This window comes from Reyranella sp. (genome assembly GCF_965279625.1).
GTDB lineage: Bacteria > Pseudomonadota > Alphaproteobacteria > Reyranellales > Reyranellaceae > Reyranella.
Genome location: NZ_OZ257251.1, coordinates 2819699 through 2843286, shown reverse-complemented (window position 1 = coordinate 2843286; position 23588 = coordinate 2819699). Strand labels below are relative to the sequence as shown.

Sequence of the window (23588 nt, the reverse complement as noted above, 5' to 3'; positions counted from 1 at the left end):
AAGTATCGGCGGAACAGTGCCTTAATTCGCCCAAATGGTCACGGCAATTCAGGGGAGATGGGCCTTGCAACATAGCGCGTGATCGGAGAGGAGTCTGGAATGGCGGCATGGCGGTGGTTTGGTATCGTTCTGGCGACGGCATGTGCCGTCGCGTCCTTCAACGCTGCCGCACAGACACCGTCGCAGACGCCTGCCCCCTCAACCGGCAGTCAGGCGCAACGCAGTTCCTTCGCCAACCCCGCCGAATACGACAGCTACATGGCGGCGCTGAACACCAAGGACCCGGCGCGCCGGGCGCAGGCGATGGAGGTGTTCATCGCCTGGTATCCGGCAAGCGCCCTGCGGCTGGACGCCCATGAGCAGGCGATCTCGGCCTGGCAGGCCGCCAACCAGCCGGGCAAGGCGGATGTGCTGGTCGCGCGCCTGCTGCAGGTCGATCCGGACAATGTGCGCGCGCTGGCCAACCGGGCCTATGTCGGACGCCTCAAGGCCGCGGGCGGGGACACCTCAGCGCTGGCGGCGGCTGTCACGGCGGCGGAGCGCGGTCTCGCCGTGATGCCCAAGTGGCAGAAGCCCGCTTTGCTGGACGATGCCGGCTTCGCGCAGGTGAAGGAGCAGATGGCCGGCGTCTTCAACGGCGTGCTTGGCTTCGCGGCGTTGCAGGCCAAGGATTACGACAAGGCGCGCGAATACTATCGCCTGGCCGTGGAAGCCGACCCGGCCAATCTCCAGGACGTCTATCAGTATGCGGTGGCCCAACTCGAGGGATCGCCGGTCGATGCGCTGGGCTTCTGGTACGGTGCCCGCTCGATCGCCATCGCCAGGGCGGCGAAGAACGATTCCGCCGCGCAGGACATCGATCGCTACGTTCGCTCGCGCTACAGCGTCTATCGCGGCAGCGAGGAGGGTTGGGATGCGATCGTCTCGCGCGTCGCCAACGAGACGGCGCCGGCCGCCAACTTCAAGAAGTCGATTCCGCGGGCGATGACGCCGCCGGATCGGGCGCTGGAGATCCTCGAAGACAACGAGCCGGCCAAGCTCTCGCCCGCGCAGTGGGTGCTTGTGCTGCGCCATCGCGACGTCAGCCCGGCCAACAAGCGGGCTGCCGAGGCGGTCTGGAAGGCGATCGGTGACAGGCAGCAGGGCGGCCAGCGGTTGAAGCTTCCGTTCAAGGTGATCACCGCCACGCCGGAGCGTATCGAAGGCGCCATCACCGACGAGGCTCAGGCCGGCGATGTCGTCGAGCTCGAGGTGACGATGATGCGTCCGCTCAGCCCCCTGCCTGCCGTGGGGTCGAAGATCTTCATGTTCGGCACGTTGAGCGACTACCGGACCCAGCCGTTCCTGTTCCGCCTGACCCGCGCGGAACTGGCGCCGGAATCGCTGCCGGTGGCCGGCGGTCCCTGCGCCGATCCGCGACCGCAAATGTGCACGAAGGACTATCGTCCGGCCTGCGGCCAGCTGCGTGACGGGACGCGCAAGACCTACGGCAACGCCTGTACGGCCTGCAGCGATCCGCAGGTCGTGACCCAGGGCGCCGGCGCCTGCCCGTGATCGCTCGATACTCTCCGCGCGTCAGACGACGAGGAGATTGTCGGTGTTCGTCGTGATGGCGATCACGATGTCCTGGAAGTCGTTGTCGCCGTTGAACTGGTCCTCGAAGCCGATCTGAAGTTCGCGGCCGCCCATCGTTACGCCGGACAGCGCCTGGTGGGCATCGCCGGGATTGAGTGTCGAGAACGAGTGGAAGATGGCGGCAGTGCTGAGCTGGCCGAGGGTCGCGCTGCGCAAGGCCGGCGGCAGGCCGTCGTCCAGATCCGTCGCGGTCGGCGTACCGGGCACAACGAAGGACAGGTTGTCAGGCAGGTTGCCGTAGCGATTGAAGCCATCCTGGATCAGGAAGAATCCGATCTTCTGGCCGTCGGCGGGTGAGCCCAGGCTGACGGTCCGCGCGTCCGCGGCGACGTTCAGTGTGTTGGCGAAAACAACATGTACGTCGAAGATCTTGCCGTCGGTGTCGACCCGATAGGTGCCGAGTGTGTTCGCGTAGGCCGAGTCCGCCGATTTCAGCGTGAGCGAGAAAGTCGCCGCGCCGCCGCCGGTGAGGAAGGCCTGGTCGACAATGCCGTTGATTTTGGAGGGAGCGACGGAGACGCCTTCCTTCAGTTCGAGCAGATGATTCTGGAAGGTGACCGTCGTATGAGCGTCGACCCCGGTGCCGCGCGCCGCCGTCAGGAATTCACCGTTCGAGAAATCGCCCTCGACCTGGAAGGACACGCCACCGACCGCGAGCGTCGCCGAGCTCGTGCCGAGGGTCACGGAGAGGTTGTTGCGCCCGATCAGCGCGCCGGTGACATCGATCGCGTCGCCTGGGGCAAAGCCCGAGATCAGGTCGCCGTTCAGGTCCGCCAGCGTGTCGCGCACCATGTCGTGGCCGCCACCGAGATCGATATTGTCGTCGCCCAGCTTGCCGCTCAGCAGGTCGTCGCCCAGCCCGCCCGCAATCATGTCGTTGCGCAGCGAGCCGATCAGCGTCACCGCCGTTGCATGACCCTGGTTGCTGACGGTGAATCCCTGCGGCAAGGCAATGGAGTCGGACACGTGGGACAGGTCGATATGATGGCCGTCGGCCACGAGGATGACCCGACCGCGATTGGTCGTTGCACCGGTGGGAGTCCAGTCGGCAACCAGCCGCGCGCGCAGCAAGCCCGCCGTGTCGACGTTGATCTCGTCGGCGCCGAGACCGAGGTCGAAAACGTCGGCTTCGCCAGCATCGACGGCGAACCTGTCGCGCCCGAGCCCGCCCGTCATCAAGTCGCTGCCGTCGACGCCGAAGAGCCAGTCGTCGCCGTTGCCGCCGGTGATGGAATCGTCTCTCCCCGACCCATACAGCACGACCGCCGTGTCGTTGCCGATATTGTGGAGCGTGTAACCGCGGCCGGTATCAAAGGCCTGCTTCAGGCTGACATTGTGGCCGTTCGCCTGAACGGTTGTGTTGCCAAGGTTGAACGTCTGCGACGTTGCCGTCCAGGTATCGGCAACGTGCGCCAGCAACGAAACGCCCGATCCGACGCGAAAGAAGTCGGCGCCGCCGAGCCCCAGATCGGTGATGATATCGGTGCCGGTAACGGCGAATTCGTCGATGCCGAGGCCGCCGGTCAACGTGTTGCTGCCGGTGGAGCCGACGAGCCTGTTGTCCTGCGCATTGCCCTTGATCGTATCGTCGCCGGATCCGCCGATCGCGGTCTCGATGATCGTGTTGAAATCGATCGCGAGATTGTTGACGAGGCCGGCGGAACTCGAGAATGAACCGGGCTCCAGGTTGATTTTCAGATCGTGGGTATCGCCCGAGAGATTGAGCGTGTTGTTGGTCCCGGTGCTGAACAGCGTGACGACGGGATCGGGGAAATCCCTGTCAAAATCGTAGAACTGGGCAAGCGGCCCCGTGATGTTGGTGTTGTAGCCAAACGTATCGTCACCGTTGAGGGGCGAGTTCGTCGGCGCGCCGTACACCCGCTGCAGAGCAAGAATGTCGAGCAACATCGGCGTCGACGGACGGATTTGATGCCAGTCGGTCCCCGGCACCGGATAGGACGGGGAGTACGGCGTTACATCCCATTCGGCAACGTACGACATGATCGTCCATTGACGCGTGTCGTAAACACCAAACTGCTGTGTCTGTAGATCGATGGCGTAGTTGTACGGCCCGCCATGTCCCAGGCTGAGGACGTGTCCGATCTCGTGAAGGAGGTTGATGTGTTGGGGCGAGCCAAGCGGTTGTGCCCCGCCGAAGGTGTCGCCGTTCGCATTCGTGAACCACGACGTCGCCGAGTCTATCGTCGCTGCCTGCGATGCTCCGTCCGCGATAGGGGGCGGGTTGAGCGGATAATTGGCATTCCCGGTGCTTCCGTCGATGCGTTGGAAGGTGACATTTGAATTGCTGCTCACAGATGGCGCGAAGGTGATGTTCGCAAAGGCCGACCACAGCGCCAACGCGTCTGTGGCTGTCTGCTTCTCCAAATCCGTCCAACCAGACGCGGCATCGAACCAATAGGTGATCGTGCCGCTGCCGGTGCCGATGAGGGGGTCACCCCACTTCTGGATTGTTTGATAGTGGGGGCTGGCGACGTGCCCTGTGCTGTCGACGGAGGAGAGAAAGGTTACTTCGGCGTCTACGTCTGAGAGCGTAACCATGCGTCCCCCGCGGTCGGACTACGTCACATCAGGAATGCGTAAATCGGGCTAAAGTTGCAAGGGCAATTGGAAGTCGCGGTAAGCATCGAGGAGGAGTTCTCCTCGATGCTTTGAGCGGGGAGGGGAGCGCCTTAGTGAGCCAGCAGCAGCGGAACGCGGCAGGATGAGATCACCTTGCCGGTGGCGCCGCCCAGGCCGAGGAAGCTCATCATCTGGCCGCGGCCATAGGCGCCCATGACGAGCAGGTCGGAACCCTTGCCGTGCGTGTAATCGAGCAAGGCGCGGCCGCGGGCGCGGCCCGACACGGCGCCGGGATCGATCGCGTCGATGGTGGCGTTGATGCCATGCCGGCCGAGATTGCGCGCGAGATAGGACGCGCCGACATCGTCGGCCTTCGAGCCGACGACCAGCAGCGTGATGGAACTGGCCTTCGCCAGGAACGGCAGGGAATATTCGACGGCGCGAGCGGCCTGGAAGCTGCCGTTCCAGGCGACGATGATCGAGCCGAAGCCGCCGGTGCCGGCATTCGGCGGGGCGATCATGACGGGGCGCGCGCATTCGTGGATGGCGGCCTCGACGGTGGCGGGCGCCACGTTCTCGGGGTCGGAACCCGGCCGGCCGAGAACCAGCAGGTCGGAACAGCGGCCCATCGCCACCAGCGTGTCGAGCGTCGCCGTCTCGGCGGCGGTGTAGGTCGAGCCCGCATGGGCAGCGAGCAGTTCCTTGTAGGCGCGGTCCGATTCCTTGGCTCGCTCTTCGAGGCGCTCGTCGTCGAGGTTCATGATCAGCGGCATCGCCTCGCCGCTCATGGCAAGGCCGCCGATCGCGCCGCCCGCCGGCCCGACAGGCAGATGCAGTGCGTCCACGCTGGCGTCGAAGATGCCGGCAACCCGCGCGGCCAGCCGGAAGGACATCGCGGCATCGGGACCGCCTTCGGACACGGCCAGAATCGACTTCAACATGGAATACTCCCCCAGGGATCTTCAGGACGCGCGATTAAGGGGCGGCGGCGCCCTTGGTGCAAGCCAAGTCTTTCGGCCGGCGGCTCAGCTTCGCGCCGCCTGTGCGAGACCGGTCATCAGCTCTGCGACACCGCCCAGCTCCTGGCCGGCATTGCGTGCGCTTTGGAGGACTTCGTCGATCGATCTGCCGTTGGCGAGCGATGCAGCGCCCCACAACAACGCCGAACGCATGCCGCTCTTGCAGAAGGCAATGACCCTTGTGTCACCTTCCGAGAGCAGGTCGGCGAAGGCGCGGACCTGATCGGGCGTCGCGCGCGGGCCGGAAAAGGGCAGGTCGAGAAACTTCAGCCCGGCTGATTCGGCGGCCGCGCGCAGGTCGGCCGCCTTCGGCTGGCCGAAGAAGGCCTCGCCGTCGGGCCGGTTGTTCACGACGGCCGTGAAGCCTGCCGCGGCCAGTTCGTTCATGTCCTCGGGCTTCAGCTGGCCCGAGACGGAGACACGGTCATCGACCGGGAAGAGGGGAAGGCTCATGACGACAACTCGCGTTTGCGGATCCAATGGATGAACGGCAGGGCCAGCAGCACCATCCAGAGCTTGCCCAGGACCTGGCCGGCCAGGTACTCGAGGCTGCCGAAGGCGAGCCAGAGGAAGAGGATGCTGTCGGCGATCAAGCCGACGACGCTGGACGCCAGCACGGCCAGGACCAGGCCGCGCGATTGCAACGGCGTGTAGACTGCAAAGTCGGCCAGTTCGGACAAGAGGAAGGCCGTGGCCGAGGCAATGAGAAGCTGCGGCGGCGCGACGGCTCCTGAAAGGGCTGCGCCCGCCACGATGGCGGTGACGGCGACGCCACGGCCGAGCCGGCGCTGCACGAGATCGCGCAGCACCAGCGCCAGGCCGATCATCAATACCCCCGATGGCGCCATCAGCGGCTTGTCGCCCGGGCCCCAGGGCCACACCGGCACCAGGCAGGGGCCCTGCGGCACGCAGACGGCGCCGACATTGCCGATCATCCAGTTCGCGAGCGGGATGCAGGCGATGAAACCGAGGAAGTAGGACAGGCCTTCGAGCTTGGCCCGCATGGACAAATTCATGCCCGCGCTCCTAGCAGGTCCGCTGCACTACTGGAACCCTGGGGAACCCGCCCGCAATGGTTGCGTTAGATCGCACACAATCCAGGAGACATTTATGCAGCCCCTCGCCCGCCGTTCGGTTCTGTTCGGCGCCACCGCCCTCGCGGTTCTTTCCGCCACTGCCGCGTTCGCGGTCAACGCCCTGCCGGACGCCCGCTTCGTGGGCTTTGCCCAGGAATTCAACGACTTCGAAATCGCTTCGGGTCGGCTCGCGCTCGCCAAGTCGACGAACGAGAATGTCCGGGGCTTTGCGGCCCGCATGGTGGCCGATCAGACCGAGGCGGCGCAGTACCTGAGCAAGTCGCGTCAGGAAGCGGGCGTCTCTTACGCGCCCGATCCCGCCAACGCGCCAGGCTGGACGGCCACGCTGCAGCGCCTGAACGTGCTGGAGGGCGTCGAATTCGACACCGCCTATGCCAACGCCCAGCTCGCGGCCCATATCGATGCCAACGCGCAGTACGGCGCCTATTCGCAAGACGGCGGCAACGGCGCACTCCGCCGCTACGCCCAGGGCCAGCTCCCGAAGATCCAGCAGAACCTGACCGGCGCGCGTCAGCTCGCGGGCGGCCGCTAGCACTCGCTAGATCGAGGGCTTGCCCTCGCGCCAGGCTACGAACCCCCGCTTGCGCAAGGCGCAGGCGGGGCATTCGCCGCAGCCGTATCCCCATTCATGCCGCGCCCCACGCACGCTGTCGTAGCAGGTGTGGGTGTGTTCCAGGATCAGGTCGACAAGCGGCTGTCCTCCCAGTTGGTGGGAGAGGCCCCAAGTCTCGGCCTTGTCGAGCCACATCAGCGGCGTGTGCAGGACGAAGGCGCGATCCATGCCGAGGTTGAGCGTGACCTGCAGAGCCTTGATCGTGTTGTCGCGGCAGTCGGGATAGCCGGAGAAATCTGTCTCGCACATGCCGCCCACCAGGTTGCGGATGTCGCGCCGCCAGGCGACGGCGGCGGCGAAGGTGAAGAACAGGAGATTGCGGCCCGGCACGAAGCTGTTGGGCAAGCCGTCCTTCTCCATCGCGAAGGCGACGTCACGCGTCAGTGACGTGTCACTGATTTGTCCCAGCACGCCCATGTCGATGAAATGGTCTTCGCCCAGCCGGTCCGCCCAGTGCGGAAAGCTGCGCCTGACCTGGTCGAGGACGATAAGTCGTTGATCCAGCTCGATTCGGTGCCGCTGACGGTAGTCGAAAGCGACCGTCTCGACATGCGTGAATCGTTCTAGCGCCCAGGCCAGACACGTGGTGGAGTCCTGTCCACCGGAAAAGAGGACGAGGGCAGATCGGGCATCGTTCATGAGGGGCTTTATCGCCCGCAACCTCTCTCCGCGCTACAGCGTAGGCTTGTGTACCGGACCCATCACCACAGACGGGGGAACCCATGTTCGTCTCCGATATCCTGTCGCTCAAGGGCGGTCTCGTTTACACGGTCATACCGGGCACCTCGGTCGGCCAGATTTCCCAGCAGCTCAGCACGCGTCACATCGGCTCGGTGCTGATCCTCGATGCCGACGATTCGATCGCCGGCATCGTCTCCGAACGCGACCTCGTGCGGGCCTTCGCCACGCACGGCGTCGCCGCCCTCGACCTCGAGGCAAGCTCCGTCATGACGCGCGACGTCGTAACCTGCGATCCCGACGATTCGATCGAGCATGTCATGCAGCTCATGACGCGCGGTCGCTTTCGTCACCTGCCGGTCGTCCGCCACGGCGAACTGCTGGGCCTGGTCTCGATCGGCGACGTGGTGAAGGCGCGTCTCGAAGAGGCGCATCACGAGACCGAGGCACTGCGCGCCTACATCGTCGCGGGCTGACGGCACCGCTTAAGTTCGCAATCGATCTCCGCTAGGGTCCCGGCCGGACCCTGGGCGGAGATCGCATGTCATTACCCCTGCAAGGCAAGGTCGCGCTGGTAACCGGCGCGGGCAAGAATATCGGCCGCACGATCGCGCTGACCCTGGCGCGCGATGGCGCGGCCCTCGTGGTCAATGGCCGCTCGGACAAGGCGGCGGTCGACGCGGTTGTGGCCGAGATCGAGGCCGCCGGGGGCAAGGCGATGGCCGCAATGGGCGACGTCTCCGATCCCGCCGTGCCGCCGCGTCTCGCGGCCGAGGCTGCCGCGAAGTTCGGCGGTGTCGACATCCTGGTCAGCAATGCGGGGCTGCGCCGCCAGACCGCCTTCCTCGACATGTCGTTCGACGAGTGGCGCGAGATCATGTCGGTCGCGCTCGACGGCGCCTTTCTGCTGGGCAAGGCGATCGTGCCGCAGATGGTGGCGCGCGGCGGCGGTGCCTTCGTGGCGCTGTCCGGCATCTCCACCCATGTCGGCACGCCCAACCGCTGTCACGTGTCGGCCTCAAAGTCGGGCCTCGAAGGGTTGATGCGGGCGCTGGCGGTCGAATTGGCGCCGCACAAGATCACCTGCAATGCGCTGGCGCCTGGCGCAATCGACACGACGCGCGGCGCAGCAGCGGGCGCGCGTCCGGCGGTGAACCGTCCGATTCCGCTGAAGCGCTTCGGCACAGTCGAGGAGATCGCGGCCATGGTGCGGCTGCTGGTCGGGCCAGAAGGCACCTTCATCACCGGCCAGACGATCCACGTGAACGGCGGCGAGTTCCTGACATGAGAAACCTGATCACCGATGTGCCGGGCGTGCTGGTCGGCAATGCCCAGGACATGCGCGCCGCCACAGGCGCCACGGTCGCGATCTTCGAGCAGGGCGCCGTCGCCAGCATCTCGACCCTGGGCGGGGCGCCGGGCGACCGGATGGGCACGTCGCTCGAGCCCGAGATGGTGGGCCAGGCGATCGATGCCGTCGTGCTGTCGGGCGGCTCGGTCTATGGGCTTGACGCTGCGGGCGGTGCTTCGGCTGTGCTCTGCCAGCGCGGGCAGGGCCGGACGTTCGGCGGACTGGCCATTCCCGTGGCGGTGCAGGCTATCCTGTTCGACCTGATCAATGGCGGCGAGAAGGACTGGATGCGCGAGCCGGTGAAGCACGAGCCGCCCTACTGGAATCTGGGCCGTGACGCCGCGCTGGTGGCGGCGCACGACTTTGCGCTCGGCACGGCGGGTGCCGGTGTCGGCGCCACCACGGCGGGACTGAAGGGCGGCCTGGGTTCGACCAGTGCGAAGACGAGCCAGGGCTTCACCGTCGGCGCGCTCGTTGCGGTCAATGCGGTAGGCTCGGCCACGATCGGCAGCAGTCCGCATTTCTGGGCGGGCGCCTACGAGCAGGGAAGCGAGTTCGGCGGCCTCGGCTGGCCGGCCCGGCTGCCCGACGATGCGCTCAAGATGCGCTTCAAGGGACAGCCCTTGCCCGTCACGGCGACCACCATCGCGCTGGTGGCCACGGATGCGACTCTGACGAAGGCGGAGTGCAAGCGGCTCGCCATCATGGCGAACGACGGACTGTCCAGGTCGCTGCGTCCCGTGCATGCGCCGAACGACGGCGACACGGTGTTTGCCGCCGCGACCGGCAAGGCGGGCCGCGGCGGTGAGCCGCCGGTCCTCACGGAACTCGGCACGGTGGCGGCCGATTGCCTGGCGCGGGCGGTGGCGCGCGGCGTCTACGAGGCGACGGCGCTGCCTTTCGCGAATGCCGTGCCGGACTGGAAGACGAAGTTTGGAGGCGGTCGGCCATGAGCTATCTGGTCGTTTTCGTGGGCGCCGGCATCGGCGGCGCCGCCCGACACGGGATGAACATCTGGGTCGCGCGCCTTCTGGGCTCGCACTTCCCCTGGCACACGCTCGTGATCAACATCCTGGGGTCCATCGTGATGGGACTGATCACGGGCTGGTTCGCCGAACGGATCGGTGCGGCCGGTCATCTTCGCCTGTTCCTGGCGACGGGCGTGATGGGCGGCTTCACGACTTTTTCTGCCTTCTCGCTTGATGCCGTGCTGCTGTGGGAGCGGCATGAATATCTGATGGCGGGCCTGTATGTCGGCGGTTCGGTCGCCGGCGCCATCGCGGGCCTCGCCGCCGCGCTGTGGATCATGGGCAAGGCGCTGGCGTGAGCCAGTCGCAGGTTTTCGACGTCGTCGTTCTGGGCGGCGGCGCCGCGGGATTGATGTGTGCGATGCGGGCGGGCCAGCGCGGCCGCAAGGTCCTGCTGCTCGACCATGCCGAGAAGGTCGGCAAGAAGATCCTGATCTCGGGCGGCGGGCGTTGCAATTTCACCAACCTCGACGCGCGGCCCGAGGCCTTCCTCTCGGCCAATCCACACTTCTGCAAATCGGCGCTGGCGCGCTACACGCAGCACGACTTCATCGATCTGGTGAACAAGCACCGTATCGCCTGGCACGAGAAGACGCTGGGCCAGCTCTTCTGCGACGGTTCGGCCCGCCAGATCGTGGCGATGCTTCTGGACGAATGCGCGGCGGTCGGGGTCGACGTGCGGGTGGCGCACAAGATCACGCGCGTGGAAAAGTCCGACCGCTTCACGGTGATGACGGACCACGGCGATTTCTCCGCGGCCTCCGTCGTGCTGGCGACCGGCGGCCTGTCGATCCCGAAGATGGGCGCGACCGGCTTCGCGCACGAGGTGGCGCGCCACTTCAAGCTGCGTATCACCGACACGCGGCCTGGCCTCGTGCCCTTCACGGCGCGCGTGCCGGACATCGCCGGCGTGGCGCTCGACGTGGTGGCGAGCGTCGGCCGCACGCGCTTCCGCGAGGCCATGCTGTTCACCCATCGCGGTCTCTCGGGGCCCGCGATCCTGCAGATTTCCTCCTACTGGCAGCCGCGCCAGGAGATCACGGTCGACCTGCTGCCCGACAGCGACGCGGCCACCTTCCTCAAGGGCCGCAAGCGGCTCAGGCCCAAGGCCGAGCTGCGCAACATCGTGGGCGACCTGATGCCCGATCGACTCGCGCAGGCGCTGGCGCCGGAAGGCGTGATCGGCGAGCGGCGCGACAAGGATCTCGAAACCCTGGCGGCAGAGCTGAAGACCTGGCACGTGACGCCCACCGGCACCGAGGGCTACGCCAAGGCCGAGGTGACCGTGGGCGGCATCGACACTGACGAGCTTTCTTCGAGGACGATGGAAGCGAAGAAGGTTCCGGGCCTCTTCGCGATCGGCGAGGCGGTCGACGTCACCGGCTGGCTGGGCGGCTACAATTTCCAGTGGGCCTGGTCGTCGGGCTGGGTGGCGGGCGAGGCGGTGTAGGCAGGCGTGTTGACATGGTCCCCTCGTCGGCTCAACTGAACAAGCAACTTGGCGACACGGTCAGGTGCCGGTTGGGGGGGATGGAACGATGGCGACAAGTTTTGCTGACTTGTACCTGGCCAAGCTGACGACTGCCGAGAAGGCAGTTGCGGGCGTTCCCGATGAGGCAACGGTTTCCCTCGGCATGGCGATCGGCCAACCACCGGCTTTGCTGGCAGCGCTTGCCGATCGGCTGCGGTCCAACGATCTCAAACAGATTCGGCTCTATTACAAGATTGCCATGGAGCCGTTGGCCAAGTCGCTGCTGGCCGAGGATGTCATCGAGAAGGTCGACGCCCACAGCTTCTTCATCGGCGGCCCCGACCACGAGATCATCAAGCGGCAGCTCAAGACCGGCAAGAAGCTGTTGAGCTTCGTTCCCGTCAACTTCAGCCAGATTCCCCGCCTGTTCGAGGAAATCATTGAGCTCGACACCTTCATCGTGACGGTCTCGCCGATGGACGGCGGCGGCTTTTTCTCGTTGGGCACGAACAACGATTTCGCCTCGACCGCCGCACGGCGATGCAAGCGCCTGATCGTCGAGGTCAATCGCAACATGCCACGGGTGTTCGGGCAGTCGCAGATCCATGTGAGCGAGGTGGCCGCAATCGTGGAAAATCACGTGCCCCTTATCGAGGCGGGTGTCGCTGAGCCATCGCCCGAGGGCCGCGCCATCGGCGCCCTGGTGGCGCCCATGGTGCCGAACGGCGCCACGATCCAGCTCGGCATCGGCAAGATACCTTCGGGCGTTGCGATGGCGCTGGAGAACCATTCGGACCTCGGCATTCACACCGAGCTGTTCTCGCCGGCCATGGCCGACCTGGTCCAGAAGGGCGTCATCACCGGCGCGCGCAAGACGCTCCACCCCGGCAAGCACGTCTTCACTGTGGCCTTCGGTACAACCGACTCCTACGCCTTCATGAACGACAACAGCGCCTTCGAGAGCTACGCATCGTCCTACGTGAACGACATCCGGGTCATCGCGCAGCACGACGACTTCATCTCCGTCAATACGGCGATCGAGATCGACCTCTATGGGCAGGTCAATGCCGAGTTCATCGGCGAGCACGAATACAGCGGATCGGGTGGCCAGTTCGACTTCGTCAAGGGCGCCTCGCTGGCGAAGCGCGGCAAGTCGATCATCGCGATTCAGTCGACGGCGCGGAAGGGAACGGTCTCCAGCATCGTGCCGAAGGTCGCGATGGTGACCGATCTTCGCATGGACGTCGAATGGGTGGTCACCGAACACGGAGCAGTGAACCTGCGCGGGAAGTCGACCAAGGAACGCGCGCTCGCGTTGATCGGAATTGCCGATCCGGCCTTTCGCGACGAGCTGATGTCGGCGGCCCGCAAAGTCACGTTGATCTGAGGATCGATCGCATGCCGCTGATTCGGACTTCGCTTGCCGACAAGATCGGCACCATTGCCTTCGACCATGACGACAAGCGCAACGCCCTCGGCGCCGACCTGATCGCCGAGGTGATTGCAGCCCTGGATGCCTTCAAGGCCGATGGCGCACGCGTGGTCGTGTTGCGCAGTGCCTCCGGTGGCAAGGTCTGGTCGGCCGGTCACGATGTCGGCGAGCTGCCGAGGGCGGACGTCGACCCGCTGCCCTATAGCGATCCGCTCGAACAGTTGCTGCGGGCGGTCAAGGCGTTTCCGGCGCCGGTGATCGCCATGGTCCACGGTTCGGCATGGGGCGGTGCTTGCGATCTGGTCATGGCCTGCGACCTCGTGATGGGCGACGAGACCTGCGCCTTCGCCATCACGCCCGCGAAGCTGGGGTTGCCGTACAACGTCGCTGGAATTCTCAACTTCATGAGTCGCCTGCCGCTCACAGTCGTGAAGGAGATGTTCTTCTCGGCGAATCTCATTTCGGCCGAACGGGCGGAGCGCGTCGGTATCGTCAATCAAGTCGTGCCGGCGACGTCACTCGAGGCGGAGACCTACGCGATGGCGAGGACGATCGCGTCGCGGTCCTCAAAGGCGATTGCCGCCTCCAAGGAGGCGATTCGAGTGCTGAGCGAATCGGTGCCGATCAACCCGGCGACCTATGAGTATCTTCATGGCCTGCGCCGGGATGTCTACTTCGGTCCCGACTACCATGAAGGCACGGCCGCGTTCCTCGAGAAACGTGCTCCCAAGTTCTGAGCCGATGTCTGGTGCGGGGGGGGCGCATCGACCATTCCGCTATGTCTCCTTCCGGAGCAACTTCGGACATAGCGTTGCGCCGTCGATGGTTGCGTGTCGCTCGACTTCACCGGCTGGCTGGGCGGCTACAATTTCCAGTGGGCCTGGTCGTCGGGCTGGGTGGCGGGCGAGTCGATCGCATGAGATGTGCGGCGCAGCTATGCGGACTTAAGTCTTCAGGTGACGTCGCGCAGCGTATAGCGAGTAGGGGAGCCGATATAGCTGTTCCTTGAGTTCGCGAGGAGACCGATATGGCGAGGATCTTGACTGCCGTCAGCAGCACTAACGTCCTCGCAACCGTCAAACAGCACAGCGTTCTCGATGGCTTGAAACAATTTCAGCGGAGCACGGAAGATATTCCGTTCCGCTTCGCGTTCCCTTACCGGCAATTGAGTGTGTTCGTGCGTCGCGTCGATATCGGCGCGGCGTTGCGCAACGTTCCGCTCTACGGCCTGCTTACGCTGGCGCCTGCCGATCTGGACAAGGTCTTTCCCGCGTCGTCCCTACAAGATCACGAAAAGAACATCGTTGCTGGCGACGTGGCGAAGCGCGCAAAGGCCCGCAAAGGAATCGTCATTCCGCTCGGCGTGCTGATCAGCGATCACGCAGGCTATGCCTCCTTCGATCTCGCCGGTGTGCGGTCGCAAGGTGTGTTCGATCGCGCACAGACCTATCTCGACGAGATCGGCACGGGGGCGCAGAAACAATTGGCCGACGGCCGTGGCGCCGTCGAGTTCGTGGCGACGGCGCTCACGCTCCTGCCCTTCGGCGATCCGTGGCTCGCCTACGACGTGCTGGCGCGCGGCGACATCGCGCCAGACTATATCGTGGCGCGTGTCGATATCGATGCCGGCATGTTGGAAGGCCGCAACACCGACTTCGCCGGCACCAGCCTGCAGACCCCCAGTATCCTCGACTGGCGGTTGTCGCCGAGCTCCTTCTCGCTGTCGGGTACCTTGCTGATCGGCGAGGACGGCTGCGAGACGATGCTGCCGGGCAACCTCTCCAGCCGCTTGTATCGTTTCCGCCGCTCGGTGCGCATCACGCCGGCCAAGGGCAAGCCCTATGTTCCGCTCTCGGGCCGCAAGGAACATGGCGAAGTGCGGCCCGGCATTGCCGTCGAACTCGCGACGGAGTGGTTCCCGATCGGCCATTCGCTGGGCCAGATCGCCTACAGCCTGCCGCTGGCGCCCGGCGAGAGGATCCAGCTCGCGGTGATCGACTGGTCGCGCTCCGACCGGACCTCGCGCGACGAGGACACCAAGGTCAGCGAAGCGCTGGTACACGACCAGACGCAGGATCGCACGGTGAGCGAGACCGTCGAAATGGTCGTGAAGGAAAAACAGAAAGGGAGCGCAGTGATGGCCGGCACTGCGGGCTCCGGTGCAGGCGGCGGCTCAGGCCAGGGCTCGACTGGAATATTCTCATTCGGGGGAGCCGGGGCGGCCAGCGGCATCTTCTCGCTCGGCGGCTCGGGCTCCAAGAGCGAGGGCACGCGCAGCGTCCAGGGCGAGACCGTGCAGGAACTGAGCGACAGCTTCCACCAGGCCTCGAGCGCCGTGCGGGAGTTGCGTTCGACCGTCGTCATCCAGTCGAACGAGGCGGAGAGCGCGACGGCGCGCACGCGCATCGTCGCCAATTACAATCACAGCCATGCGCTGACGCTGCTTTACTACGAGGTGCTAAGTCACAATCGGCTGGTCACACGCTCGACGGCGCGGCGCACAGTCCTCTATGTCCAGCGCGCACCGCTCGATTTCAGCGACCTCGATGTGATCTCCCGACATCGCCCCGTCCTCGAACGCTATCTTCTGGATCGGCGGTTTGCGACGGGCCTCGCGGAGGTCGAGCGCTATCGCGCGCTGGATCGCAAGATCGAGCGTCAGAAGGAGCGCGACGAGGAGTTCGGTCGGCCGAGCGACTTCTTCGAGGTCGGCGATATCACCATCATCTTCCGTTCCGGTACCGGTGCGCCGAAGGATTTCGTGAAGCCGCGGCTGGTCCTCGCAAGCGGCGAGGAGATCGGGGTGACGGTGGCCGACCCTCGCGTCGGAACGGGTCTGGCCGGCGGCGTCACCGGCCTGTTATCGACAGATGCGTTTCGCACCGATCGGGATCCCAAGCTCGAACCCGGCAAGGAATTCTCGGCCTCCTTCAAGCCGGCACGGCGCATCCTCTGGAAGGACCTCTACCAGGTCCGCCTGGTCAACAGCGATGCGCCGATCGTCGGCCCCAGTTCCGATGCGCCGTGGGATGTGGCCTTTCTCCATCTCGCAACCTGGCGCAACAACATCAACTGGGTGCTGTTCGAGGGCACGCCGCCCGACTCGCCGGTGCCGGTGGGCGGCAGCACGACGGTTGCCGCCACCGAACTCAACGCGCCACCGCGCTCGGCCGACGACCTGATGACGGATGCGCAGCTCGACGCCATGGAAGCCGCGCTCGAGCACCTGGAGGAGAATACCGGCTACTACAGTTCGGCGGTCTGGCTGGGTGAAACGCAGGAGCAGCGTTACCGCAACATGCGCGAGCTCGGCATCAGCGGACGGCCGCTGTTCGATGTCGTCGAGAATACGCTCTACGACGTCGACAACGGCCAGCTCATCATGCCGGTCAACGAGGGCCAGGAAGACTTCGTCAACGGCCTGTTCAACATCGAGGAGGGCGTGCCGGAGTTCGCCGAATATGTCGAGCAGCTCGTCACCCTGCCGACGCGCGGCATCTTCGGCGAGGCCAAGCTCGGCCACTGCAATGCCTCGGAGATCATCGACTCCTCGCGCTTCTGGGACTGGCAGAGTTCGCCGATCCCGGATGCCGGCCCGCAGATCAACCCCCTGTCGACCGAGTCGCGCACCAACGGCGCCGAGGAGGGCGTCACTCCGACGCCGATGCCGCCCAGCCTCATCAACATCGTCAATCCGTCGGCGCAGCCCGCGCCGACAGGGCTCTCCGTGGCCGGCAACCTGCTGGGCTCGCTGGGCGCCTTCCGCGACATGTCCGGGATGGCCCAGCTGGGCTCGTTCCTCGAAAATCTCGCCAACAACACGACGAGCATGACCAACAAGGCGCTTGAGGCGGTGACCTCAGGCCGCGCCACCATGGATTCGATCCGCAACAGTCCGGAACTGTCGGCCGGCGAGAAGGCAACGAAGATCGGCCAGGTCCAGGATGCGATGATCGCCGCGCAGGGTCAGCCCAAGCCGGAGGCGACGCCGACGCCGAACCCCGGCCCGAAGGATCCCGATCCCGTGAAGCCGCCGGATGTCCCGACGGGTGTCCCTCCCAGCACGCCTAAGCCTGTGCCGGTGCCCAAGCCGCAACCCGAGAAGAGCGACACCAACCCGACGGGCCGTGCGCGCATCGTCTTTACCTTCAGTCACTTCAACGCTTTCGACGGCATCAATAGCGTCTGGGGCAGGGTCACGCAGGATCCCAAGGCGGACGGCACACCGTCGATCAGCGAAGGTATCCCCAACGGTGCGCCAGACTCCGGCCAGCGCAGCCTCGTCTTCGAGAAGATCGACGACGATGGCAGTTTCGAGATCACTGTGCAGGTCCGGGAGGACTATGCCGATCCCACCGATTCGGCGCGCTACAAGCTCGATGCCAACCGGGTCGCCCATATCGGCGTGCAGCCTCAGATCCTCGAAAAGGAAGTCGAAGACTCCACGAAGCAGGGTGCGATCGCCAAGCTGCTCTCGGAGTTCAAAGGCAAGTTCGGCGATATCGACCCGATGGACATCGTCATTCTGGGCGTCACGACCCTGGCCGGCGTCGTGCTGAAGATCGACGATCCCTTTGAGGAGGGCCATGTCTACAGGTTCAAGATCCGCATGATCGGGCCGGACCTGGTCTTCAGCGGTGATGTCGGCACGGCGCCTTAGCGGTTGGGCAAGTCAGTGACCGAGATAGCTGCGGCGCAGATCGGGATCGCGGGCGAGGTCGGCGGCGCTGCCTGACAGCGCGATGCGGCCGTTCTCCAGCACATAGGCGCGGTGGGCGATCGCGAGGGATTGCACGACGTTCTGTTCGACCAGCAGGATCGCGAGGCCTTGCCGGTTGAGCTGACCGATCAGGCCGAACATCTCCTCGACCAGCAGCGGCGACAGGCCGAGCGAGGGCTCGTCGAGGATCAGCAGCCGCGGCTCGCCCATCAGGCCGCGGCCGATCGCCAGCATCTGCTGCTCGCCGCCCGAGAGGGTGCCGGCGGACTGGGTGAGACGCTCGCGCAGGCGCGGAAAGGTCTCCAGCACCCGCTCCAGGTTGGCGGCACGGTGGGGCTTGCCGCGGCGATAGCTGCCGAGTTCGAGATTGTCGCGCACCGAGAGGGTGGGAAAGACGCGGCGACCTTCCGGCACCTGCACGAGGCCCGCTTCGACGATGCGCATGGAGGAGGCGCCCGTGATCTCCTCGCCGTCGAAGCGGATCGAGCCGCCGCGCGGCCGGTAGAGGCCGGACACGTTGTTGTTGAGCGTCGACTTGCCCGCGCCGTTGCTGCCCAGCAGCGCCACGATCTCGCCCGCGCCGACCGTGAGATCGACGCCGCGCAGCACCTCGATGGCGCCGTAGCCCGCGCGCAGGGCCGCGACCTCAAGCACGCAGCACCTTGGCGGCGCCGTGGCCGAGATAGGCTTCGATGACGGCTTCGTCGTCGGCGATGGCCGCCGGCGTGCCCTCGGCGATCATGCGGCCCTGGTTCAGCACGTAGACGCGCTCGGTCAGCGAGGTCACCGCCTGCATGACGTGCTCGATCAGCAGGATGGTGACGCCGGAGGCGCGGATGTTCTTGATGACACTCACGATCTCGACGATCTCCGTCGGGTTGAGTCCGGCCATCACCTCGTCGAGCAGCAGGAGCCGCGGCCCGGTCGCCAAAGCGCGCGCGAGTTCGAGCCGCTTGCGGCCGGCGACGGTGAGGTCGGCGCCACGCTGCTCGAGCTGGTCCTTCATGCCGACCAGAGCGGCCACCGCCTCGGCCTCGCGCGCGGCCAGGCGACGGTCGGCAGTGTGCAGATAGGCGCCGACCATGATGTTCTCGCGCACGCTGATGCCGGCGAAGGGCTGGGTGATCTGGAAGGTACGGACCATGCCGGCCGCGCAGACGCGATGCGGGGCCAGACCGGTGATCGGCTTGCCTTCGAAGGAGACCGTGCCGGCGTCGGGCCGGTGGAAGCCGGCGATGGTCGCAAACAGGGTCGTCTTGCCCGCCCCATTGGGCCCGATCAGGCCCACGATCTCGCCCGGCGCCACGTCGAGCGAGGCGCTGTCGACAGCCTTGAGGCCGCCGAAGGATTTCGAGATCCCGCGCACCTCAAGCATGGCGCGGCTTTTTCCGAAACAGGCTCATCAGCCCGTCGGGCAGTCGCGCCACGATCAGGATCAGCATGATGCCGTAGACGATCAGGCTGAGCGGCTGGACGTTCTTGAGGGCCGGCACGACGCTGGCCAGCCAGCGCGTCACCTCGTTGATGCCCATCAGGGTGAACGAGCCGATCAGCGGCCCGAAGATCGTGCCGGCGCCGCCGACCATGCTGACCAGCAGCATCTCGACCGACTTGTCGACGCCGAAGGCGATGCCGGGATCGATGTAGAGGTATTTCTGGGCATAGAAGGTCCCGCCGGCCGCGCACATCGCGCCCGACAGAGTGAGCACCTTCACCTTCTCGGCGAAGACGTCGATGCCCAGCGCCCGCGCGGCATCCTCGTTCTCGCGGATCGCCACCAGCCGCGCGCCGAAGCGGCTGCGCGTGAGCTGCCAGGCGATCAGCAGCGAGACGATGCAGAGCAGCAGGGCGAGATAGTAGATCCAGATCGGGTCCTTGAACTGGAAGTTGATCGGCCGCGGATCGGCCTTGATCAGCATGCCGAGCCCGCCCTTGGTGAAGGGCACGGAGTTGGCGAGGATGCGGAAGACCTCGGCGAAGGCCAGCGTGATCAGCGCGAAGTAGGAGCCGCGCAGCCCGGCCCTGAAGGAAAGCACGGCGATCATCCAGCCGACGGTCCCGCCGGCTGCCATGGCGGCGAGCCAGGCGACCCAGGGATTCCAGCCATAGGTCACCTGCAGGATGGTCGAGGTATAGGCGCCGGTGCCGAAGAACACGACATGTCCGAAGGAGGTCTGACCCGCGAAGCCGCCGGCGATGTTCCACGACTGGCCGATGAAGGCGGTGAACAGGATCAGCATGCCCAGGGTGACGAGGTAGTTCGGCACCAGCAGCGGATAGGCCAGCGCCGCCGCGAGGCCCAGCATGCACAGGAGGGCGACGCGGCTCACGCCTTGCTCCCGAACAGGCCGGTGGGCTTCAGCAGCAGGATCAGGATGAAGATCAGCGAGATGCCGATCTGGCCGAGCTGCTCGCCCAGGAACAGGCCGCCCAACGATTCGGTGATGCCGATGATGAAGCCGCCGACCGCCGCGCCCGCGAAGCTGCCCATGCCGCCCAGCACGACGATGGTGAAGGCCACGAGCACGAAGGCGTGACCCGACGAGGGCGTCACGTAATAGGTCGGCATCAGCAGGCAGGCCGCGGCGCCGAGGCAGGCGATGCCGATGCCGTAGGAGACGGCGAAGACGTTCTCGACATCGATTCCGACCAGGCGCGCGCCCTGCCTCTCCTTGGCGACGGCGCGGATCGCCTTGCCCATGTCGCTCTTCGCCATGTAGAGGCCGAGCGCCGCGCAGATCACCAGCGAGGCGCCGAACGAGATGATCTTGGGCAGCGGCAGGAAGGCGGCGCCGATCTCGACGAAGGTGCCGGCGTAGGGCACGTCGATGGTCTGCGTGTCGCCGCCGAAGAACAGCAGCGCGACATTGTCGATCACGATCGAGAGGCCCAGCGTGATCAACAGGATGTTCTCGTCGCGGCCGTGATTGTAGCGCCCGATCAGCAGGCGGTAGAGCACGAAGCCGAAGCCGAAGGCGCCGGCGATCACCACCGGCAGGGCGGCATAGGGATCGATGCTGATGAGGCGCCAGAGATAGAAGACGGCATACATGGCCAGCATCAGCAGGCTGCCATGGGCGAAGTTGATGATGTGCAGCACGCCGTAGATCAGCGTGAGGCCGACGGCGACCAGCACGTAGATGCCGCCGGCCAGAAGGCCGTTCAGGACGCCCGCGAGGAGAAAGGCGGGATCGAACACGTCCCTTAGCTTCTTTCGGTTACAGGTTTACTCCTCATCCTGAGGAGGCCCGAAGGGCCGTCTCGAAGGATGGGCAGCAGACTCGGTGCTCGTGCCCACCCTTCGAGACGCTCACTGCGTTCGCTCCTCAGGGTGAGGTCTTTGTTGGCGAGTCGGAGGCGATTCGATATCACCCGGAAGGCCTTAGAGCTTCGGCTTGGGAAACACCGCCTTGGCCGAGGCGAATTCCTCGGGGGCGATCACCTCGATGTCGCCCTTGAGAGACTGCATGGTCGCCGGACGCCCGCCCTGGTTCTGGCCGTCGACGAACTTCGTGGGCCCGTAGGGCATCAGTTCGGCCTTGAAGGTCGAGGCGGCCAGCGCCGCGATGAGCTTCTCCTTGTCGGCCGAACCCGCATGCTCCAGCGCATCGGCCAGCAGCATGACGTTGGTGTAGGTGAGGTAGACCTCGAAAGTGAACAGCGCGCCGGTCGCCTCGACACGCTTCTTCAGCGCCTGGGCCTGCGGGCTCTTGGGGTTGTACCAGTGGTTCACGTCCATCATGTACTGGGAGACGTCGGGCATCTCCTTGACGAACTTGTAGTTGAAGCCGCCGCCCAGGATCGAGAAGAAGCCCGCGACGTTCACCTTCTGCTGGTAGAGCGTGCGCGCCAGCAGCATGTATTCGTTGCCGTAGTTCGACATCATGACGATGTCGGGCGCCAGCGAGCGGATGCGCAGCGCGATGTTGTCGAAGTTGCGCGTCGGATTGTCGTGGGCGATCAGCTCCTTCGCCGCGATGCCGATCGAGGGCAGCTTCGTGGCGAGCAGCTTGGCCGTGCCGGTGCCGAATTCGCCCGATTCGTGGACGATCACGGCGGTCTTGGCGATGTTGTTGGCGGCCTTGTTCAGCGCTCCCAGGGAGGCGATTCCGTCGTCGACGCAGACGCCAAAGCCCGGCTTCAGGCGGAACACGTTCTTGAGGCCGCGACTCATCAGCAGGTCGGAGGCCCCGACATCCACCAGGAAGGGCGTGCCGTACTTCGCGGCAGCCTGGCTGGCGGCGATGCCGACCGGGCTCTGGAAGCAGCCAATATAGGCCGCCACGCCCTGCTCGTTCATCTTCTCGACTTCGCTGACGCCGACCTCGACCTTGGACTGGCTGTCGCCCAGCAAGGCCTCCAGCTTGGCGCCGCCCATCGACTTGATGCCGCCGGCCTTGTTCACGTCCTCGATCGCCATCGTGCCGCCGAGCCGGCTCTGCTGGCCGTTATAGGCGACGAAGCCGGTGACGGGATGGATCATGCCGATCTTCACGGCGGCGGGCTGGGCGCCGACCAGTCCGGGGGCGCCAATCGCGCCGGTCGCCAGCGCGGTGCCTCCCGCCAGAAAGGTCCGGCGTGAAACCGCCTGCGTCCGTTGCTTGGTCATGAAACCCTCCCGGCAGATCAACGAGCGAAGATCGAGCGTATGTCGGCGATGCTATCCAGAGCCAGAATCTTCTTACGCACTTCATCCGCGACTTCGTGAGGCAACATCCGTGCCGCGAGCGAGAAGTACTTGCCCGTAAGCTCGTCGCGCGAATAGGGATCGCGGTCGTCGCCGCGGTTGCTCTCGACTGCGGCGGTGAGCGTGCGGCCGTCGCGTAGCCTGAGATCGACCCGTGCCGGGCGGAACTCCGGCAGCTTCGCCGTCATCGCCTTGTCCTCGGTCACGAAGACGCGCCGGGCGAGGGCCAGCACCCGCTCGTCGCGCAGGGCGTCCCAGGTGAAATTCTCGACCCGCGAGGAGCCGCGCACCAGGCGCGTAGCCACCGCGAAGGGCACGGAGAACTTGCCGGCCAGCGTGTTGCGCGGTGCCTGGTCGTCGAGCTCGGCGGCGTAGAGGTAGCTCGCCACATCCACGCGCTCGACCGCGTCGGCGGTAACGGCTTCCTGCGCGAGCAGGATGTCGAGCGCGTCGAGCGCGCCGTGATTGTAGCGGCAGCAGGAATGGAGCTTGAAATAGTTCTGGTCGATCTGCCAGTCGCGGCCGAGCCCGTCGATCATGCGGGCCGTGTCGAAGCGCTCCGAGACGACCTTGCCGAACACGCTCGAAAGGCCGTCGTGCTCGCCGATGAAGCCCGCCTCGATGAGATCGATCGCCATCAGCGCCATGCGGTTCGAGATGCCGGCATAGGCGTTTCGTACCGTGCCGCCCTCCAGCATCGTGCGCTTGGAGCTGGCGAGGGTCAGCGAGGAGGCCACGTTGATGGTCTCGCGAATCCGCGCCGCGTCGTAGCCCAGCAGCTTGGCGACGGCGGCCGCGGCGCCCACCGTGCCCCAGGTGCCATGCGGATGCATGTCTGGGCGCAGGGAGGCCGCGATGCCGATGCGTGCACCGACCTCGTAGCCCAGGACCAGCGCCTCCATCGCCGCCTTGCCGGAGAGACCCTTGATCTCGGCCATCGCCCACACGGCGGGCAGGGCGTGGATCGAGGGATGGCCCTTGGCGAAGCGGTTGCCCTCGTCCATTTCGAGGAAGGTGCCGGCGGTGCCGTTCAGGAAGGCGGCAGCAGCGGAAACGGCCGTCCTGCCGGTGCCCATTACCGCGGCTTCGCCGACCGGGCTGACGGTGAGCTTGGCGGTAAGGGCCTGCATCTCGGGTTCGGCCGCGCCGCCCACGATGGCGCCGACCGTGTCGAGGATGACGTAGGAGGTCTGCTCGACCGTGGTGGCCGGAAGCTGGTCGAAACGGAAGTCCGCGATGAACTCAGCGAGCGTATCGAGCCAGAACGTGGTCACGCG

The 23588-nt window shown here is 65.8% G+C and carries 21 protein-coding genes; 10 read left to right on the top strand and 11 right to left on the bottom strand.

The annotated features are described in order from the left end of the window. Positions 1-99 precede the first annotated feature (99 nt). Positions 100-1554: a hypothetical protein gene (locus ACQY78_RS13865; protein ID WP_428686264.1), complete on the top strand. Its 1455-nt coding sequence runs from the start codon at positions 100-102 to the stop codon at positions 1552-1554. 21 nt (positions 1555-1575) lie between these two features. Here the strand turns inward: ACQY78_RS13865 and ACQY78_RS13860 are convergent, their stop codons facing one another. The 4 genes from ACQY78_RS13860 to ACQY78_RS13845 all read right to left on the bottom strand — a co-directional run bounded on the left by ACQY78_RS13860 (position 1576) and on the right by ACQY78_RS13845 (position 6250). Beyond that, positions 1576-4194, bottom strand: coding sequence for a M10 family metallopeptidase C-terminal domain-containing protein (locus ACQY78_RS13860; RefSeq protein WP_428686263.1), 2619 nt, complete (start codon positions 4192-4194; stop codon positions 1576-1578). A gap of 131 nt (positions 4195-4325) precedes the next feature. Continuing rightward, on the bottom strand, positions 4326-5156 hold the full coding sequence (locus ACQY78_RS13855) for a universal stress protein (RefSeq protein ID WP_428686262.1): 831 nt from the start codon (positions 5154-5156) through the stop codon (positions 4326-4328). Between the two features lie 84 nt (positions 5157-5240). Then, positions 5241-5687, bottom strand: a complete 447-nt coding sequence (locus ACQY78_RS13850) for a TIGR01244 family sulfur transferase (RefSeq protein WP_428686261.1) — start codon at positions 5685-5687, stop codon at positions 5241-5243. After that, the gene (locus ACQY78_RS13845) at positions 5684-6250 is read right to left on the bottom strand and encodes a VUT family protein (RefSeq protein WP_428686260.1); all 567 of its coding nucleotides are present in this window, start codon (positions 6248-6250) and stop codon (positions 5684-5686) included. The genes ACQY78_RS13850 and ACQY78_RS13845 overlap by 4 nt, the downstream gene beginning before the upstream one ends. Before the next feature lie 94 nt (positions 6251-6344). Between ACQY78_RS13845 and ACQY78_RS13840 the strand changes: the two genes are divergently transcribed. Further along, entirely contained in the window at positions 6345-6863 is a 519-nt protein-coding gene (locus ACQY78_RS13840) for a DUF4142 domain-containing protein (protein ID WP_428686259.1), read from the top strand. A 6-nt stretch (positions 6864-6869) separates the two neighbouring features. On the opposite strand, the gene queC is transcribed toward ACQY78_RS13840, so the two are convergent. Further along, complete coding sequence (gene queC / locus ACQY78_RS13835) at positions 6870-7583, bottom strand: 7-cyano-7-deazaguanine synthase QueC (protein ID WP_428686258.1); 714 nt, start codon at positions 7581-7583, stop codon at positions 6870-6872. 83 nt (positions 7584-7666) lie between these two features. Here queC and ACQY78_RS13830 point away from each other — a divergent pair, with 83 nt between their 5' ends. From ACQY78_RS13830 to ACQY78_RS13795, 8 genes are all read left to right on the top strand, one after another. Further along, positions 7667-8098 (top strand): CBS domain-containing protein, encoded by a 432-nt coding sequence (locus ACQY78_RS13830; protein ID WP_428686257.1) that lies wholly within the window; start codon positions 7667-7669, stop codon positions 8096-8098. Positions 8099-8163: 65 nt separating this feature from the next. Then, positions 8164-8910 (top strand): SDR family NAD(P)-dependent oxidoreductase, encoded by a 747-nt coding sequence (locus ACQY78_RS13825; protein ID WP_428686256.1) that lies wholly within the window; start codon positions 8164-8166, stop codon positions 8908-8910. Next, positions 8907-9926 (top strand): P1 family peptidase, encoded by a 1020-nt coding sequence (locus tag ACQY78_RS13820; protein WP_428686255.1) that lies wholly within the window; start codon positions 8907-8909, stop codon positions 9924-9926. Before ACQY78_RS13825 ends, ACQY78_RS13820 begins: the two co-directional genes overlap by 4 nt. After that, positions 9923-10300, top strand: coding sequence for a fluoride efflux transporter CrcB (gene crcB, locus ACQY78_RS13815; RefSeq protein ID WP_298311291.1), 378 nt, complete (start codon positions 9923-9925; stop codon positions 10298-10300). The genes ACQY78_RS13820 and crcB overlap by 4 nt, the downstream gene beginning before the upstream one ends. Beyond that, the gene (locus tag ACQY78_RS13810; RefSeq protein WP_428686254.1) at positions 10297-11451 is read left to right on the top strand and encodes an NAD(P)/FAD-dependent oxidoreductase; all 1155 of its coding nucleotides are present in this window, start codon (positions 10297-10299) and stop codon (positions 11449-11451) included. Before crcB ends, ACQY78_RS13810 begins: the two co-directional genes overlap by 4 nt. An 88-nt stretch (positions 11452-11539) precedes the next feature. Further along, a complete protein-coding gene (locus tag ACQY78_RS13805) occupies positions 11540-12859 on the top strand; it encodes an acetyl-CoA hydrolase/transferase family protein (protein ID WP_428686253.1) in 1320 nt (439 codons plus the stop codon). Positions 12860-12870: 11 nt separating this feature from the next. After that, positions 12871-13641, top strand: a complete 771-nt coding sequence (scpB, locus tag ACQY78_RS13800; protein ID WP_428686252.1) for a methylmalonyl-CoA decarboxylase — start codon at positions 12871-12873, stop codon at positions 13639-13641. Positions 13642-14081: 440 nt separating this feature from the next. Continuing rightward, a complete protein-coding gene (locus ACQY78_RS13795) occupies positions 14082-17564 on the top strand; it encodes a hypothetical protein (RefSeq protein ID WP_428686251.1) in 3483 nt (1160 codons plus the stop codon). Positions 17565-17576: 12 nt separating this feature from the next. Here ACQY78_RS13795 and ACQY78_RS13790 read toward each other — a convergent pair whose 3' ends face one another. From ACQY78_RS13790 to ACQY78_RS13765, 6 genes are all read right to left on the bottom strand, one after another. Next, positions 17577-18278 carry an ABC transporter ATP-binding protein gene (locus ACQY78_RS13790; RefSeq protein ID WP_428686250.1) on the bottom strand — a complete coding sequence of 234 codons (702 nt, stop codon included), beginning with the start codon at positions 18276-18278 and terminating at the stop codon, positions 17577-17579. Further along, positions 18271-18999, bottom strand: coding sequence for an ABC transporter ATP-binding protein (locus ACQY78_RS13785; RefSeq protein ID WP_428686249.1), 729 nt, complete (start codon positions 18997-18999; stop codon positions 18271-18273). The genes ACQY78_RS13790 and ACQY78_RS13785 overlap by 8 nt, the downstream gene beginning before the upstream one ends. Beyond that, positions 18992-19954: a branched-chain amino acid ABC transporter permease gene (locus ACQY78_RS13780; RefSeq protein ID WP_428686248.1), complete on the bottom strand. Its 963-nt coding sequence runs from the start codon at positions 19952-19954 to the stop codon at positions 18992-18994. The genes ACQY78_RS13785 and ACQY78_RS13780 overlap by 8 nt, the downstream gene beginning before the upstream one ends. Continuing rightward, positions 19951-20823 (bottom strand): branched-chain amino acid ABC transporter permease, encoded by an 873-nt coding sequence (locus ACQY78_RS13775; RefSeq protein ID WP_428686247.1) that lies wholly within the window; start codon positions 20821-20823, stop codon positions 19951-19953. Before ACQY78_RS13775 ends, ACQY78_RS13780 begins: the two co-directional genes overlap by 4 nt. A 183-nt stretch (positions 20824-21006) precedes the next feature. Continuing rightward, on the bottom strand, positions 21007-22233 hold the full coding sequence (locus tag ACQY78_RS13770) for an ABC transporter substrate-binding protein (RefSeq protein ID WP_428686246.1): 1227 nt from the start codon (positions 22231-22233) through the stop codon (positions 21007-21009). Positions 22234-22250: 17 nt separating this feature from the next. Further along, the gene (locus tag ACQY78_RS13765) at positions 22251-23585 is read right to left on the bottom strand and encodes an MmgE/PrpD family protein (RefSeq protein WP_428686245.1); all 1335 of its coding nucleotides are present in this window, start codon (positions 23583-23585) and stop codon (positions 22251-22253) included. Positions 23586-23588 lie beyond the last annotated feature (3 nt).